Source organism: Dyella terrae (genome assembly GCF_022394535.1).
Taxonomy (GTDB): domain Bacteria; phylum Pseudomonadota; class Gammaproteobacteria; order Xanthomonadales; family Rhodanobacteraceae; genus Dyella.
Genome location: NZ_CP089414.1, coordinates 5,260,467 through 5,275,734 on the forward strand (window position 1 = coordinate 5,260,467; position 15,268 = coordinate 5,275,734).

Consider the following 15,268-nt stretch of genomic DNA (forward strand, 5'->3'; position numbering starts at 1 on the left):
AGCATCCGATGCCCATGGCAGCTAAAGAAAAACTCTTCTATGAGCAGCTCGGTCGGCGGATTGCCGAGCGCCGCAAGGCAGCGGACATCACGCAGGTAGAGCTGGCCAAGATCCTGGGCGTGGCTCAGCAGACGATGGCCCACTACGAGGGCGGCGTGTCCCGCATCGCCGTGGCCTTGCTACCGCCCTTGGCCAGGGCGTTAAACACGACGGTCGAGGATTTGCTCGGCGAGGACAGCAAGCGCGCCGGCAAACGAGGACCCGCATCGAAGCTGCAACAGCAGCTCGATCAGGTCAGCCAGCTTCCCAAGGCGCAGCAGAAGTTCGTCAGTCAGATGCTCGACACGGTGCTGCAGCAAGCGGGCCACTGAGCGGTTAAAAGATAACGATTCGGCTCTCGATAGCCTGTCGCATAAACCTACCTCGCAGGTCGCGTGAGCGGCCTGTGAGGTAGGTTTTTTCTATGTCTAAAAATATTAGCGGGCTAATAATTCCAGCCTGACCCGAGTCGGGTCACCGCTATGGCTCCGCTCCCTGGCACCCGTATGATCTAACCAGGTCACCATGAGGATGCTCAGAGCTATGCGTTTAACCGGATTGGAGCCGCTCTATCGCAGCATGCAGGCGCAGGGCATCGGGCGGGCCAAGTTTCGCTACACCCTTAATCACCTGACCTTTGAGTGCCTGTTTTTTGCCGACACGGCACCGTACGAGCTAGTGATGGGCTGCCTGGGCCATAACTTCGTTATTTTCATGGACGTCAGTGCAACGTTCGAGATCAAGCCCTTCATCGAGCCCAAGGAGATTTTCTATGCCTTGCGCAAAGCGTTATTTCAAAACGCCGGCAGTGGTCAGCACCTGAGCGTCACGGACTTCTTCAAGGAGTTCAACCAGCATATTCCACCGCACACTTCGCCACGCGAAGCGGCCACGGCAGACGACGTGGTGCGGTACTACCCGGATATCGAGGAGTCAGCCAAGCGCTATTTCTGCGGGTGGCAAGACAACAGCATCAAGGGCGAGAGTGTGTCGCCAAAAAACCTGGCCAAGACCCGTCGCTTGCAGGGTCAGCGCGCCCATGATTTTTCACGGCGACGTAATCAGAGCACCCGTTGGACGCATCGGCCGGAGCGGGCGATCGCTTTCTTCATTCCCGAGTAATCGGCTAACAAGGCGTGACCCGAGTCGGGTCACGCCAGCCTTTAGGCTTTTCCCTGCCACACCTCGACACCGATACGTTTCAGTTCGCTATGCACGCCGCGCATGTGCTGGAGACCGGCCACCGATCGAAGCAGCAGTAGGATTTCGAGCAGCATGTTTGATGTATCGGCCTGCGATGCTTCAGGACTCGACGCCGGGGCCTCGCGGTCGGCCAGGTCCTCGACCGTTTGACGCAGCATCATCATCGCCTCGGCCGTATTGTCGCCGGCCGCCAATCGCTTCTTGAGGTACGTGGACACCGGCAGCGGCTCGGGGAACGCCTGAGCAGCCATCGCCTCGTAGCGCGCATACACCTCGTCACTGAAGCGGATCGGGACTATCTTCGCCATCGTTGTTTGCTTCCACATGCACCGTATAGCGGCATGTATAGCAAACGATCGCGCTGAGAAGCCATCGATTTCGCTTTTCGTATAGACGGCCATATACGCAGGCATTTGCATCATATTTGCAATTGTTCTTGCGCGTCATGCACTTGCTGCACCTGACTAGGTGCGTATGGTGTATGGCGGATCGGCTTAAGGGATAAGGGGCCTAAGCCGGCCAAAAACACCCGTAAAAAGCCGCTCCGCGCACGCCAAGAAGGTCAAGCATGATCACGTGGCCCAGCGGGCCACGTCGCGATGCACGGATGATGCAGCGGTGATGCAACGATGGTGCACGGGTAACGTATCGTGATGCATGGATGTGGCAAACATGATGCAGCGATGAGGCAACCGATCAGTGCGAGGCCGACGCGTAAGCGGCTTTGATCAACATGCCGTAGAGCAAGCGGACCCGCGTAGTTACGGCGCGGTCGCCGGCTGTGACAGCGTCGATTTCGTCGCGCAGTTGAGACATCACCCCTTCCAGATCAGCCAGGTGTTGCGTATCAGGCTGGCTGCGTGAGGCTTCCTTCCGGATCTCTGCCGAGAGCTTGCCACGGCAATGGAAGAGGATTTCTCGGGCGCTCGACATCTCGGCGTCATCGGCGGCGTAGCTCATCAACCTTCCTCCTGGTGCGTGACATCGGTAGCGGATTATCGCGCTACCGATGTCACGTGCCCGTGGTGCTCAGCCGACGAAGCCGGAGGCGATGGAGTGGAGGTAACTGATCACGGCATCGAGGCGGCCTTCGGCGGTCAGTTGCAACGGCGTCTTGCCGCCAAACGTATCGAGTGGCTGGCTCAGCCACTCGACCGCTTTAGCTCGATCACCGGAGACCGATTCGGCTGCAGCGATGACACGAACCACATGTGGGTTTTCCATTGCTGATTGCACGATTCCTCACCATCACCGCAGCCGCGACACCGTTTATGTCTTCAGATATTTGATGCAGATGAACAGCGATGGCGGCCAAACAAGCAGATAGAAGTATGGAGCGGTCCATACTTTCGACGCAGTGCCATGACCCCAGAAAAAGAGAACGATCAGGAAGGCTATCAGCATTCCCAAAAATGCCATGGCATTCGCGGCGATTATCACCTTGATAACGCGATAGACACTCTTCATTAGTTGCCGCATCCACAAGAAGTGAAACTGCTCTCCATCACCGTGCTCGAACCCGCAGTCACACCGGCCCCTATCTCAATTCCTTTCTCCGATCCAAAGGATGGCCCGGAAAAAGCGCCGGAATTGATGGGCTTTTGAAGCCCTCGACCATTTCCGCCTAGCTGAATCATCGAGGCGCTGTACCCCTTGAATAGGGAAGCGCCGGCGCTGTACATCATGAACCAGCCATTCAGTACATCCGGGTTTACGTCATCCAATCCATCGTTAAGAGTAACGGAGGACGAAGTGAGACCAGCCGGTAGCGTGCCCTTAATATTCGGACCAAAAGTTGGGCCGACAGCGTCAACTACTACATGCGCCTTCCTTCCGTTCTTGCACTCGGAATCGAGCACAAACTCGTAGAACGAGCCGCCTATCCCCACCGCTGCGCCGCCGCCCGTCATCGTCCCTTGCCATTGCGTGAGACCAAGCGGATCAACAAAACTCAGCGGATTCCCACCCACATAGGCATATACACTGGGCCCCGCAGCCAGTCCAAATGGATCTGGCTCACCATATCGTCCCGTAGCTGATTCGTAGGACCGACGAACGTTGTAGTTCAGACCACTCTCGGCGTCGTAGTACTGGCCGGGTAACCACACCCTTGACGCACCCCTGCGCCGACGGCGGTGGCTTTCCTTGATGCGACGCGGTTTGGCGAGCGCAGCGAGCATGGGGCGGCGGTGCGTCCTGGCTAAAAATCCCTTGAGACGGTTTTGTACGCGCCCGTGCCTACGCGGGCAAGCGCGGGCCGCAGGGCGTGCGACGGGGGTATCAGTCGGAGGCGCGGGCCAGCTTGGCGGCCGGGTGCGTGGCCGTGTGGATCTCTTTGAGCTTGCCGATGGAGACGTGGGTGTAGATCTGCGTGGTGTCCAGCCGCTCGTGGCCCAGCAGCTCCTGGATGTAGCGGATGTCCGCCCCGTTCTCCAGCATCTGCGTGGCCATCGTGTGCCGCAGCAGATGGCAGGCGCCGCGCTGACGCACGCCGGCCGCTTCCAGGTATCGGCGCACCGTGGTGGCCAGCCCGTTGTTGCCCAGGCGCTGCCCGAAGCGGTTGAGGAAGAGCGCGGTTTCGTGCGCGTCGATCACCAGCTGCGGGCGCGCCTGATCCAGATACCGGCGCACCCAGGCCAGCGCACGCTCTCCGATCGGCACGAGGCGGTCCTTGCCGCCTTTGCCCTGACGCACGCGCACGACGCCGTGCACGAAGTCCAGATCGAAGATCGAGAGGTTACGTGCTTCCTGTCGCCGCACGCCGGTGGAGTACAGCAGCTCCAGCAGCGCCCGATCACGCAGACCCTGCACGTCCTCGACGTCCGGCAGGGCCAAGAGGGTATCCATCTGCTCGGCCTGTAGCCCTTCGGGCAGCGTCACGCGCGGCGCGCGTGGCAGGTCCAGATCGGCCGCCGGGTTGGTCGGGATGTGGTGATGCTTCACCAGCCACCTAAACCAGTGGCGTAGATGCGTCACGGCCAAGGCTTGGCCACGCAGGCTCAGCGGCTCGCCGTTGGCCTTGCGCCACTGGAAGAGATGGCGCTGGTAGCGTTCCAGGATCGGCAAGGTGATCTCGGCGGGCCGCGCCAAGCCGCGATCCATGCACCACGCCAGGAAGACGGCCAGCGTTTGCCGGCGGGCACGCAGCAGCTCTTCGCTGTAGCCCAGGGCCACCATCACCTCCAGATACCGGCGCATCCAGGCCGCCATGCTGTCCGGTGGGCTGGGGGCTTCCAGCAACCGGCGGTGTTCGCCGTAATGACCGGCCCGTGGCATCGCTTACGCGCCTCGCATCGCGCGGTACGACGCCTCGCTACGATGCGACGGCGCGGTCTCCGTCCCGCGATGCGTAGTGGATGGACGAGCTGCCACTAAAACGGATGAGGCCGCATCGTCGTTGGGCTGCGCCGCGATCACGCCGGACCGATGCTCCCCCGCCACGGCACCGACCGCACCACGACCGCTGTCCGACCGATCACGGGATGCCCCCGACCGATCTGCCGTCGTAGTGGTGTCCAGCGTCGCCACGTCCACCAAGCCGATCAGCTGACGGTGCGTGTCATGCACATCGCCGGTAAACGCCAGTTCGTAGTGGAAGCGCGTGCCGGTGCGATGCACGATCAGGTATTCGTGATCTTCCAGCCGCGCCAGATGCAGCTTGAGCTGCGTGTCGCCGTGCCCGGTCGCATCGCGCAGTTCGCGCCGGGTAAACCGCACCTGCGAGCGGGCCAAGCCCTGCGCCTGCTGGCACCCTTCGACGTAGGTCACCACGTCGCCCAGCACGCGGCGCGTCTGCGGCGGCAGGTCATCGAGCGAGCGGCCCAGCACCTCGCCGGCCAAGCGGTTGGCCAGCGCGATGTCGGCCAGCGTCACCTCGATGTATTCCAGGCGGCCGGCGCGCTGGATCGGGCGTTGGTACTGATGCAACAAGGCGATGGCGTCGATCAGCGTCAGGTACTTCGCGTGATCGCGGCGCAGGCGCGGGGATTCGCTGCGGAAGGTCAGACGCTCCGCATACGGGTTCACCACGGCCAGCGGTCGCAACAAGCGTTGTGCGTTCTGATGCAGTGCACGGATGTCGCTAGAGGTCTGCGCGGCCAACAAGCCTTCCAGCGTGCGTGCCTGCCGCTGCCGTCGATGGATCGCCTCGGTCTGCTCGCGGCTTTCGTTGATGGTGAGCACGAGGCAGCGGTTGAGCAGCTCCTCGTCGATCACGATGGCCGTCGTCGTCAGGAAGAGCATCACCGGCCCTTCGACGCGGTATTCCTCGGTGACCAGCTTGCCGGTGGTCGGGTCTTTGCCGGTACTGGCGATGGTCAGTTCGCCCTGCGATTGCAACAGTTTCAGCGCATAGGCCGCCTGGCGCACGCCTTCCTCCTCGGCGATGGCGAGGATCTTGTGCTTGAGGTCGCCTTCGCCGAGGTAAAACAGCGATTGCCCGGTCATCGCTGAGTAGTGCACGCGCTGCTCATCCGGCATCAGCGCGAGCAGCGTGTCCATCACGGTGGATTTGCCGGCGGCACTGGTGGACTGGATCAGGATCGCGAGCGGCTTGTCGAGCCGGCGCGACACACAGGCCAGATAACCCACCAGCGCGTTGTGGTCTTCGCCCACCACGCCCAGCGTGGCCACGTCCTGCACGATGCGCTCGATCAGTGCCGGATCGCGCAGCAAGGCCATCGCGGCATCCTGCTGTTCGGGCGACACCTCCGGCGCGGCCGCGGTGGCGGTTTTCGGGGCCTGTCGTGCACGGATCAGCTCATCCTGGCGCAGCTCCACCACGCGCAGCAGTTTGGCCAGATCCTCTTTCATCGCTTCTTCCGTCAGGCCCAGCTCGATGCTGGCCTGCCGGCACCATCCCTGACGCTGCCGTGCGGCGTACAGCTCCACCGTGTCGATGTGCAGATACGCGGCGCGCTGCACCTTGATCCACACCTTGAGCTGCTCGTAACCGCTGTTCTTCTCGATGCCGCGCACGATGTACGCGCGATCATCCAGCGTCACGCGCAGTTCGCGTTCGTCCACCTCCACCGGCAGCGACGGTGCGGCCGGCGGCAAGGGCGAGGCGGCTAAAACGGGAAGCTCCGGTGCAGGTTCCGGTGCCGGCTCAGGTGCCGGCGACGCGGCGATGGTGGGTGGCACGTCGGCCGCACTGTCGCATGCGACACTCGGCGTCGTGATCGGGGCCGGCGCCCCGTTGCCGATCCACGTGGCCGAGCGGATCACTACGCCTAAGCTCTGGCTGGCCGGCGTCACCTTGAGCGCGTAGTCGTTCGCGTCCAGGCCGTGCGGGAAGCGGCAGCGGTAACAGGCGATGCCCTCGGCCATCAAGCGCGTGGCCAGTTTCTCGGCCGCCGCATCACCCGCGGCATCGCGGTCATACGCGATCAGTACGCGCTCCGTGCCGTAGCGCTTAAACGCGGCTAAGTGATCGGCGGTAAACCCTTCGACGCCATAGGACGCGGTGACGTTGCGGTAGCCGGCGCACCAGAAGGTCATGGCGTCGATCAGCGCTTCGCACAGGATGATTTCGCGGTGCTCTTGCACCGCCTCGATGTTCCACAGGCCACGATGCGGCCCCGGCAGGTACAGGTGCAGCGGCGTGCCGCTGCGCAGGTTGGGCGTGATCTTGCGGCCGTACAGCTCGGTGATGTCGCCGTGCTCGTCCCACACCGGGATCACCAGCGAGCCATTCAAGTGCTCGTGGCCGGAGTCGCGCAGCAGGCCCACGGCCTGCAGGCGGGCGCGGATTTCCCCGCCGGTTTTGCGGTTTTTCTCCGGCAGGCGCAGGCCCAGCGTGCGGTTGGCAAAGCCCAGCCGGAAGCGCTCGATCAGCTCCGGATGGTTGAGGCCACGCGAGGCCAGATAGGCCAGCGCTTCGGGGCTTTGCTTCAAGGTGTCGTGGTAGTAATCGACCACCTGGTGCAGCAGGGCTTTGTCATCGGCCTCGGTGCTGACCGGCGCCGGCAGCTTGGTCACCGTCGAGCGGCGCACGCCATCCCCGGTCGCGAGCGTGGTCACGCCTTCGCGCAGCCGCTCCACGGCGTGCCGGAAGCTGATGCCTTCGCTCTTCATCACCCAGTCGATCGCCGTGCCGCCCGTCTGACACGCGCCCAGGCAGTGCCACAGGTTCTTCGCCGGCGACACGACCAGCGAGGGCGTCTTGTCGTTGTGGAAGGGGCAGCGACCGATCCAGTCCGCGCCGTGGCGGACCAGCTCGATGCCGCGCGCTTCGACCAGCCGTTGCACGGAGATGTCCGTTTTCAGGCGCTCGATCTCGTGCTCGGGGATGCGGGCCATAAAACGGGTCTCCGGCCGGAAGGCTGTCAAGGGGAGCAACTAAAAAATAACCCGTTGGCAGAGTACCCGTAATACGAGTATTGTCAACTCGTCATCCGAGGATCAGGGTCTATGCTCGCCAGCACATCCTTTCTGCCAGATAGCCTCATGGCCGCTGCTGACCGCGCCTTCTACGAACAACTTGGCCAACGTATTGCCGAGCACCGCAAGGCGCATGGCATCACCCAGGTCGAGTTAGCCAAGACCCTGGGCATCGCCCAGCAGACACTGGCCCACTACGAGGGCGGGACGGTGCGTATCGCCGTTGCCACGCTCACGGTCGTGGCCAAGGCGCTGGAAGTCTCGATAGAGGATTTACTCGGTAGCTCGTCAGCAAAGACTGCCGGTAAGCGTGGACCCGCATCGCGGTTACAGCAGCAGCTAGATCAGATCAGTCAGTTGCCGCGTGCCAAGCAGAAGTTTGTCAGCCAGATGCTCGATACGGTGCTACAGCAAGCGAGTAGCTGAGCAGCTAAAGATAACGATTCGGCTCTCGATAGCCTTTCGCATAAACCTACCTCGCAGGTCGCGTAAGCGGCCTGTGAGGTAGGTTTTTTTCTATGTCTAAAAATATTAGCGGGCTAATAATTCCAGCCTGACCCGAGTCGGGTCACGTCTGCCCTCAGGCTTTTCCTCGCCATACATCGACGCCGATGCGCTGCAGTTCACTCTGCACAGCACGCACGCGGCCAGGATCGGCCACCGCACGTAGCAACAGCAGGATTTCGAGCTGCACGTTCGACGTGTCGGCCGGTGACGCATCGGGGCTCGCCGGAGCGGCCTCGCGGTCGGCCAGATCCTCGACCGTCTGACGCAGCATCATCATTGCTTCGGCCGTGTTGTCGCCGGCGGCCAGTCGCTTCTTGAGGTACGTGGACACCGGCAGCGGCTCGGGGAACGCCTGGGCGGCCATCGCTTCGTAGCGCGCATACGCCTCGTCACTGAAGCGGATCGGGACTATCTTCGCCATCGTTGTTTGCTTCCATATGCACTGTATAGCGGCATGTATAGCAAACGATCGCGCTGCGAAGCCATCGGTTTCGCCAAGCGTATAGATGGCTATATACGCAGGCGTTTGCATCATATTTGCAATTGTTCTTGCGCGTCATGCACTTGCTTCACCTGACTAGGTGCGTATGGTGTATGGCGGATCGGCTTAAGGGTTAAGGGGCAAAAGCTGGCCAAAAACACCCATAAAAAGCCGATCCCTGCACGCCAAGAAGGTCAAACACGATCACGTGGCCCAGCGGGCCACGTCGTGATGCACGGATGATGCAAAGATGCGGCAAAAGTGATGCAGCGATGATGCAAAAATGATGCAAGCGGTCAGCGTGATGTCGGCGCGTAAGCGTCTTTGATCAGCATGCCGTAGAGCAAGCGGACCCGCGTGGTTACGGCGCGGTCGCCGGCCGTGACGGCGTCGATTTCATCGCGCAGCTGGGACATCACCAGTTCCAGGTCAGCCAGGCGTTGCGCATCAGGCTGGCTGCGGGAGGCTTCCTTCCGGATCTCTGCCGAGAGCTTGCCACGGCAATGAAAGAGGATTTCCCGGGCGCTCGACATTTCAGCATCGTCGGTGGCGTAGCTCATCAACCTTCCTCCTGGTGCGTGACATCGGTAGCGCCGTTCAGTTTGCTACCGATGTCACGTGCTCGTGGTGCTTAACCAAGCCGTGGCGCGAGCAAGCTCATCCTCATAATCATCGAGATTCTTCGCTTCAGATTGGCGTAAAAACTCTTCAAACAAGGCCCTTGCAACTCGGTTTTTGCCGATATTGGAGAAGTGCTCGGCCAGATCAAATAGCGCAAAGAGATTGGATGCATCGACGCTCAAAATGTGTCGGTAGTGGCGCCGAGCCGCCTTCAATCGAACATCCGCCGGCATGACGTCATCCTCGGAGAACGCGTCCGTTTCCAACGCATTCCCGTAGAGCCGATGTGCCTCTATATCGTCAGGATTTTGCCGGAGAAGTTCATCCAGCCCCTTGTAAGCAACGGAGAACTGACCGGCGAGGCTCGCAGCCCTCGCACGCTCTAGACGCCTGTATCGCAGATCGTTAGCCATGACTAGATAGTTACATTTGAGTCTTGTCGATCACTGTGCCGCCCAACCCTTGATACATGCTGCACCCGATGGGGTTCCCTTCTTCGCAGAGCTGGCCCATTTGCATCTCCAACACTTCGAAGAATAGAGGTGGACACTCTGCTCGCGTGAAATTTCGCTTGGCAACCTTTAGCCATGCACGTACCTGCCTTAGCCTGTTGGCATTGAGCGCACCGCTCCTTTCGGCATCTTCAGCCGCCTTGATGGCGCGCCTCACCTCATCAGGATTGGACTGGGCATTGAGGCGAGGCGTCAACGGATCGTTACCACCTATGTTGTTTGTGCCCTGAAGTTTGCTCGTTCCGAGAGGGTCAAAGAAATTGAGCGGACTGCTATCAACGTACGCAAACGTGCTCAACCCACCGTCGAGACCGATGGGATCACTCTGCAAGTAACGCCCGGTCGCGGCCTCATAGTCGCGGTTGACGTTATTTGCCAAGCCGCTCTCGGCGTCGTAGTACTGGCCGGGTAACCGTAGACCGTATACAAAACCATTCGCACTCGTCGGTTGCTGCTCACCAAAGGCATTCGTCTGATAGGCAAGCTGCCAGATGGTGTTACCACTTGTGTTTGCGATTGCGCGCGGGGTGCCCAGCCCATCCGCATGCACATAGCTCACCGTGCTCACGCCACTCGCCGTGTCGACGGTCGCCACCGGTAGATCACCGAGCCAGACATAGTCGCGCGAGTTGCTGCCGTACTCCCCGATAAGCTGACTAGCCTCATCGTAAGCAAACCGCTGGCTGCTGGCGGACGGGAACGTCGCCACCTTCGCTGTGCGCTGCCCCAGCACGTTGTACGTATACGTCCCCACCGTACTGCCATCCCGCTGCACCACCGTCATGCGGTTACGCCCGTTGTAGCCATACCCAAAGGTGTCACCACCGATCACGCTACCCGTGGTGTTGCCGTTGGCGTCGTAGGTGCGGGCGGCGTTGCCGATGGCGGTGAGGTGATGGGTTCCGGTTTGGTAGGTATAGGCTCCCGTGGCGAGACCATTGCCCGTCTTGCTCAGGCGGTCGCCGGTCTTGCTGTACGTATAGGTTTCTTCCGGGTTGGTGCTGGCGTCGTAGAGGCCGGTGAGGCGGTAGAGCGGGTCGTAGGCGTAGGTTTCCGTGGCCGGGCTGGCGCCGGAGGCGTTGCCCAGGGCGGTGATGTTGCCCATGGCATCGCGGGCAAAGTGCAGGTTGAGCGCGGGGCTCACCACATCGGTGACGGCGTAGTTGGCGTCGTAGGTGCGCGTGATGGTTTGGCCGTTACCCAGCGTGTAGCTGGCGATGGGGCCAAAGGGCAGGTAGCTGATGGCGGTGACCACATTGCCGGCGCCTGCACCACTGGTGCCCGGGGGCAGGGCGGTGACGCCGCTGATACGGCCGGCCGCGTCGCGGCTGTACTGGATGGAGGTGCCGGCCGGTGTCAGCGTGCTGGCCAGGCGATCTGCCAGGGTGTAGCCGTAGGCGGTGACATCCGTGACGGTGCCCTGTGTCTGGCTCTTGCGGGTGACGTTGCCGTGGGCGTCGTAGCAGTACACCGTGGTCACGGCGGTTTCGATGATGCGGGTGAGGCGACCGACCGGATAGGAGGCCGGGCAGCCCGTGACGCTGTTGGCCTCGTCGTAGGCATAGGCCACATTGAGCGTGCCGTCCGCATAAGTGGTGGCGGTGCGACGGTTGAGCGCGTCGTACGTGCTATTGCTCACCACGCCCTTGGCATCCGTGCGCTGGGTGACGTTGCCGCCCGCGTCGTACACATAGGTCGTGCTGCCGGTGTCAGGACTCTGCACGCCAGTGGCGTTGCCCAGGCCGTCGTAGCTGTAGGTGGTGTTGAGTCCATCCGGATCGCTCACACCTTCCAGTCGATCGTTGGCGTCGTACGCAAAGGCACTTTGCGTGTTCTGCGTGGCGGTATCCGTGCCGCTGTAGTTGTCGATGGTGGTGATGAGGCGATTGAGCCCGTCATAACCCTGCTTGCGCTGCACACCCAGGGCATCACCGGTATGCACCAGGTTGCCGTTGGCGTCGTAGCTGTCGCTGTAGACCGCGTTGAATACCGCGTGACTCAGGCCATCGGTGACCTTGGTGAGCTGGCCCAGCGTGTTGAACGTACGCGACAGGCTGCGGCGCAGTGTGCCGCTGCTGTCGTAGGTCTGCTCAGCGGTCTTGTTACCCGCCGCGTCGAGCGTGTACTGCACGTAGTTGCCCAGTGCGTCGGTGATCTTGGTGAGGCGATGGGCTGCGTCATAGGTGTAGTTCACTGTCACGCCATCGGCGTCCTGGATGGAGGCTACCGAGCCGTAGGCCGTGTAGCCGACGGTGGTTACCGCATCGTTGGGCGAAGCCGAGCCATCCGCGTTGGCGCGGACGGTACGTGTGAGCAGCCAACCGCGTGGGCTGTAGGCAAGGTCCGTGATCACCCCGTTGGCGCTGGACTGGCGCACCACGCGCCCGTTCTTGTCGTAGGCCACCACGGTCGTGATCTGCCCAAGGGCGTTCGCCACCGTATACACGTCACCCGCGCGATGGCAGGCGCCGCCCGCGGTGCCGCAGCCGGATTCGTCGGCGCTCAGGTAATAGCTGTAGTTGGTGATGTCGGAGACATCAGTGCGTGGGCCGTCGACTGAGAGCAACAGACCGGTGAGGGGGCATTGCGTGGTGTCAACAGCATTGCAGTAGGTGTAGCGCCACTGGCGCACGCCAGCTGGGGCATTAGTGCTGCTGCCGCAGGTGTAGCTGGCGGCGCCAGTGACGGTTGGATCTGCTTCGCAACGAGCGGTGGCTTGGCCATAGGCGTTGTAGACCCAAGACGCCGAGGCAACGGTATTGCCATTGTTGTCGAGCACGGTGCGGGTCAGTGGAACGCGGAGCGTGGTGTCCCAGGTGAAGTTGGTGGTTCGTTGCGTAGCCTGCCCTTTGGCGTCGATCTGCTGAGTCAGTAGTGCAGCGGCACTATAGGTGGTCGCCGTGGTGTTGCCATTGAAATCCACATAGCTCATCGGATTGCTGTTGGCGTCGTACGTGCGGGTATTCCAGGGCTGACCACATGCTGGTCCACAAGGCTGCCCTATTGTTGCTGCGCGACTCAGGCCGTTGGCTGTCGCAAAGCCAAACGCCATCGTTCCGCCCAGCGGGTAGGTTACTGTGGATGATCCGTCACTATTGTAGGCAATTGCAGTGGCATCGGCCCCGCCTGCCGCACTGGCCCACGTCGCCCGCCCTTGACTGTCATAGGTCGTACTCTCATAGCGGACCCCGGATTCATCGATGATGCCAGTCAATGCATTGGGGAGATTGTTTCCACCAGTCAACGAGGTTTCGTTGTAAGCGTACTGACGAATTTGATTGTCCGGGTATTGGGCTGATAGCAAGTTTCCAACGCTGTCGTACGCATAAATGATATTTCCACCGTTTGGCTGCGTGATTTGATGCACGCGACCGCCGCTGTCGTAGGTGAAATTGAGTTGTCGCCCATCGGGATCAGTAACGGTCAGAAGCAGACCTGCGACTGGGGCAATGCTAGTCGGAGTTTGTGCCGTGCTGTACGTAAACGAAGCGCCGATACCGCTCTCGTCGACAACCTGCTGCATGCGGCCGTTGACATCATAGGTTTCGAAGTGCCGTAGCGCAGCAACGTAAAGTGTATAGCTCGTAGCAACGCCTTGCGCATTGTCAACTTCGGTCAACGTATCGATATTATCGCGAGATGTCGTCCAAATTCCGTTGCTCTTGGTAAAGAACTCCTGCTTTCCATCTGGGCGAAACACCGTGATAGAAGGAGGGACCGCTGAGATTTTCAGGAAACGATCAAAGCTATGCCGCCAGTGCGCTCCAATACTCGTCGTCGCGGTTGCGGCATTGCTGTTATAGAACCGACGGAATGTCAGCCATGAATTGCTGCTGTAGTCCTCGTCTTGGAGGTATTTGTTGCCGGTGGCGGCGTTAATGGGATCGGCAACGGAAGGGTTTCCGGTTTGAGCTGGCACCGCTTGTGGTGCGCCATGGTCTTTCGGACAGGTCAGTGAGCCACCTTCGCCACCGTTGCATCCGCCGCCATCGCCCACGTTTTTGCGGTCATCGACGCTGTAGGAGTAAATGGAATAGTTCTCACTCGGCCCAAGATAAATGGGAGGGGTCTTTGGTGAGCCATCATTGTTAGAAATAAGCCAGGTCCCCACCATAATCACTGGCGAACCCCAATAGGTGGCATCTACACAGGCTTGACTGTGCGACCAGTTGACCACTTGCTGAGAACCGTCTCCAGGTAGAGCGTAAGTGGATGTGCACTCATTGAGCGCCTGTGCGCGCGTCTGGAGGTAATAGACAACGTCAGCTCGTGCGGCGAAGGGCCAGAGCGCTAGAAGCGTCAGCAAGAAAAATATCCATGGAACCTTTGCTCCGAATCTTGCCTGAGCGATATTGGCTTCTGAATTTTTCTTGTTGTGGCGAACGAAAGACTGGTATGAGCCAATCCAGCGCACGAATGGCGCCGTACATTGAACAACCATGTTACCCCCTGTGACGACGTCCACGTTGTCTGCACCATTTACAGGTGCCACGAAGAATCTCTATAGCAGGGCAGCCTGTTGAGACGCCATATTTCTTCCGAGGACTCCGTCACGCTTTGGATCAAATAGATCTTCTGGCCTTGTGACGGCTACTCCATTTGGTCGATACGAACTCTTGGAGCGCTGGCTGTTGCTTGCCAGTGCAGCTATCCGCGGCAGGCTGAGCGGTATAAGAAACCTATAGCCCTGATCTGCGTATTTCGCGGCGATTAGCGACATACGAACAAGAAAAGGCCCGACATAGTCGGGCCTTTTTCTTTGAAACGTGGTACCGGTGATAGGACTTGAACCTACACTCTGTCGCCAGAAGCGGATTTTGAGTCCGCCGCGTCTACCATTCCGCCACACCGGCATTGCAAGTTGAACATTATGCCGGGTTCAGTGGACCGGGTCGAGCCCCAATTGACGATCGGAGCGCTGGTACTGGTTGTGGCCCAGGGGCTGGAACACGGCGCAGTGGGTCATGGCGCCGGAGTAGATGTGCAGGCTCACGGCGACGGCGTCGTCGCTGGGGTTGCGGATGGTGTGGTATTCGTGGGGCGGGATCAGGCTGCCGGCGGAGCCGGGGCCGGCCTGGATGGAGCCCACGGGCTGGAAGCAATAGTTGCCGTTCTCGTCGGCCAGGCGCTCGTACTGGACTACTTCCAGCGCGCCGCTCCAAACGCCTTCCACGCACCACATGCCGCAATGGTCGTGGATGGGGGTGCCTTGGCCGGGGCCCCAGGTCATGGCGACCACGGCGTAGCCGTGCTCTTTACTGCGGTACAGCTCGCGGCGGGCGTAGCGGCCTTCGGCGGTCTCGAATACGCAGTCGGGAAGCTTCACTTCCTGGCCGCGGATGAGGGCGCAGAGGCTGTTGCGCAGGCTGTCCGTCACTGCGCGGGTGGTGTCCTGCGCGACGGCGGCGTCGATGGCGTCGATGAGCTGGCGCGAGCCAGGGAAATCCAGGGTGAGCATGGTGTTCTCGGTAGGTCGTGCTGCCGGGCCATCTTAGCAGCGCCGGCCGGAGGGTGCAGTCGACCG

14 protein-coding genes, 1 tRNA gene and 1 pseudogene are annotated in these 15,268 nt (G+C 61.0%); 3 read left to right on the forward strand and 13 right to left on the reverse strand.

Annotated elements, in window-relative coordinates; all coding sequences use genetic code 11:
• Positions 1–14 precede the first annotated feature (14 nt).
• Together DYST_RS23390 and DYST_RS23395 are read left to right on the forward strand one after the other, a co-directional pair.
• Positions 15–371: a helix-turn-helix domain-containing protein gene (locus DYST_RS23390; protein WP_239948887.1), complete on the forward strand. Its 357-nt coding sequence runs from the start codon at positions 15–17 to the stop codon at positions 369–371.
• Between the two features lie 199 nt (positions 372–570).
• Positions 571–1,161 (forward strand): DUF6037 family protein, encoded by a 591-nt coding sequence (locus DYST_RS23395; protein ID WP_239948889.1) that lies wholly within the window; start codon positions 571–573, stop codon positions 1,159–1,161.
• A gap of 41 nt (positions 1,162–1,202) precedes the next feature.
• Here the strand turns inward: DYST_RS23395 and DYST_RS23400 are convergent, their stop codons facing one another.
• The 6 genes from DYST_RS23400 to DYST_RS23425 all read right to left on the reverse strand — a co-directional run bounded on the left by DYST_RS23400 (position 1,203) and on the right by DYST_RS23425 (position 7,542).
• Entirely contained in the window at positions 1,203–1,568 is a 366-nt protein-coding gene (locus DYST_RS23400; protein ID WP_239948891.1) for a hypothetical protein, read from the reverse strand.
• A gap of 370 nt (positions 1,569–1,938) precedes the next feature.
• Positions 1,939–2,202, reverse strand: a complete 264-nt coding sequence (locus DYST_RS23405; RefSeq protein ID WP_239948893.1) for a hypothetical protein — start codon at positions 2,200–2,202, stop codon at positions 1,939–1,941.
• Between the two features lie 69 nt (positions 2,203–2,271).
• Positions 2,272–2,466, reverse strand: coding sequence for an MbcA/ParS/Xre antitoxin family protein (locus DYST_RS23410; protein WP_239948895.1), 195 nt, complete (start codon positions 2,464–2,466; stop codon positions 2,272–2,274).
• Between the two features lie 242 nt (positions 2,467–2,708).
• Entirely contained in the window at positions 2,709–3,422 is a 714-nt protein-coding gene (locus DYST_RS23415) for an RHS repeat-associated core domain-containing protein (RefSeq protein WP_239948897.1), read from the reverse strand.
• Positions 3,423–3,522: 100 nt separating this feature from the next.
• Positions 3,523–4,518, reverse strand: coding sequence for a site-specific tyrosine recombinase XerC (gene xerC / locus DYST_RS23420; protein WP_239948883.1), 996 nt, complete (start codon positions 4,516–4,518; stop codon positions 3,523–3,525).
• A 3-nt stretch (positions 4,519–4,521) separates the two neighbouring features.
• Entirely contained in the window at positions 4,522–7,542 is a 3,021-nt protein-coding gene (locus DYST_RS23425) for a CHC2 zinc finger domain-containing protein (RefSeq protein WP_239948899.1), read from the reverse strand.
• 111 nt (positions 7,543–7,653) lie between these two features.
• On the opposite strand from DYST_RS23425, the gene DYST_RS23430 reads away from it, so the two are divergent.
• On the forward strand, positions 7,654–8,049 hold the full coding sequence (locus tag DYST_RS23430) for a helix-turn-helix domain-containing protein (RefSeq protein WP_239948901.1): 396 nt from the start codon (positions 7,654–7,656) through the stop codon (positions 8,047–8,049).
• A gap of 154 nt (positions 8,050–8,203) precedes the next feature.
• Here the strand turns inward: DYST_RS23430 and DYST_RS23435 are convergent, their stop codons facing one another.
• The 7 genes and pseudogenes from DYST_RS23435 to DYST_RS23460 form a co-directional block, all read right to left on the reverse strand.
• Positions 8,204–8,551: a hypothetical protein gene (locus tag DYST_RS23435; protein WP_239948903.1), complete on the reverse strand. Its 348-nt coding sequence runs from the start codon at positions 8,549–8,551 to the stop codon at positions 8,204–8,206.
• A 356-nt stretch (positions 8,552–8,907) separates the two neighbouring features.
• Positions 8,908–9,171: a DUF2730 domain-containing protein gene (locus DYST_RS23440; protein WP_239948905.1), complete on the reverse strand. Its 264-nt coding sequence runs from the start codon at positions 9,169–9,171 to the stop codon at positions 8,908–8,910.
• Positions 9,172–9,225: 54 nt separating this feature from the next.
• Positions 9,226–9,645, reverse strand: coding sequence for a hypothetical protein (locus DYST_RS23445; RefSeq protein WP_239948907.1), 420 nt, complete (start codon positions 9,643–9,645; stop codon positions 9,226–9,228).
• 10 nt (positions 9,646–9,655) lie between these two features.
• Positions 9,656–12,796 carry an RHS repeat-associated core domain-containing protein gene (locus DYST_RS23450; RefSeq protein ID WP_239948909.1) on the reverse strand — a complete coding sequence of 1,047 codons (3,141 nt, stop codon included), beginning with the start codon at positions 12,794–12,796 and terminating at the stop codon, positions 9,656–9,658.
• Between the two features lie 627 nt (positions 12,797–13,423).
• A pseudogene (locus DYST_RS24405) lies at positions 13,424–14,185 on the reverse strand (DUF6531 domain-containing protein); the annotation flags it as partial.
• Between the two features lie 326 nt (positions 14,186–14,511).
• Positions 14,512–14,597, reverse strand: a tRNA-Leu gene (locus tag DYST_RS23455).
• Between the two features lie 26 nt (positions 14,598–14,623).
• Positions 14,624–15,202: a cysteine dioxygenase family protein gene (locus DYST_RS23460; RefSeq protein ID WP_239948911.1), complete on the reverse strand. Its 579-nt coding sequence runs from the start codon at positions 15,200–15,202 to the stop codon at positions 14,624–14,626.
• Positions 15,203–15,268: the final 66 nt, after the last annotated feature.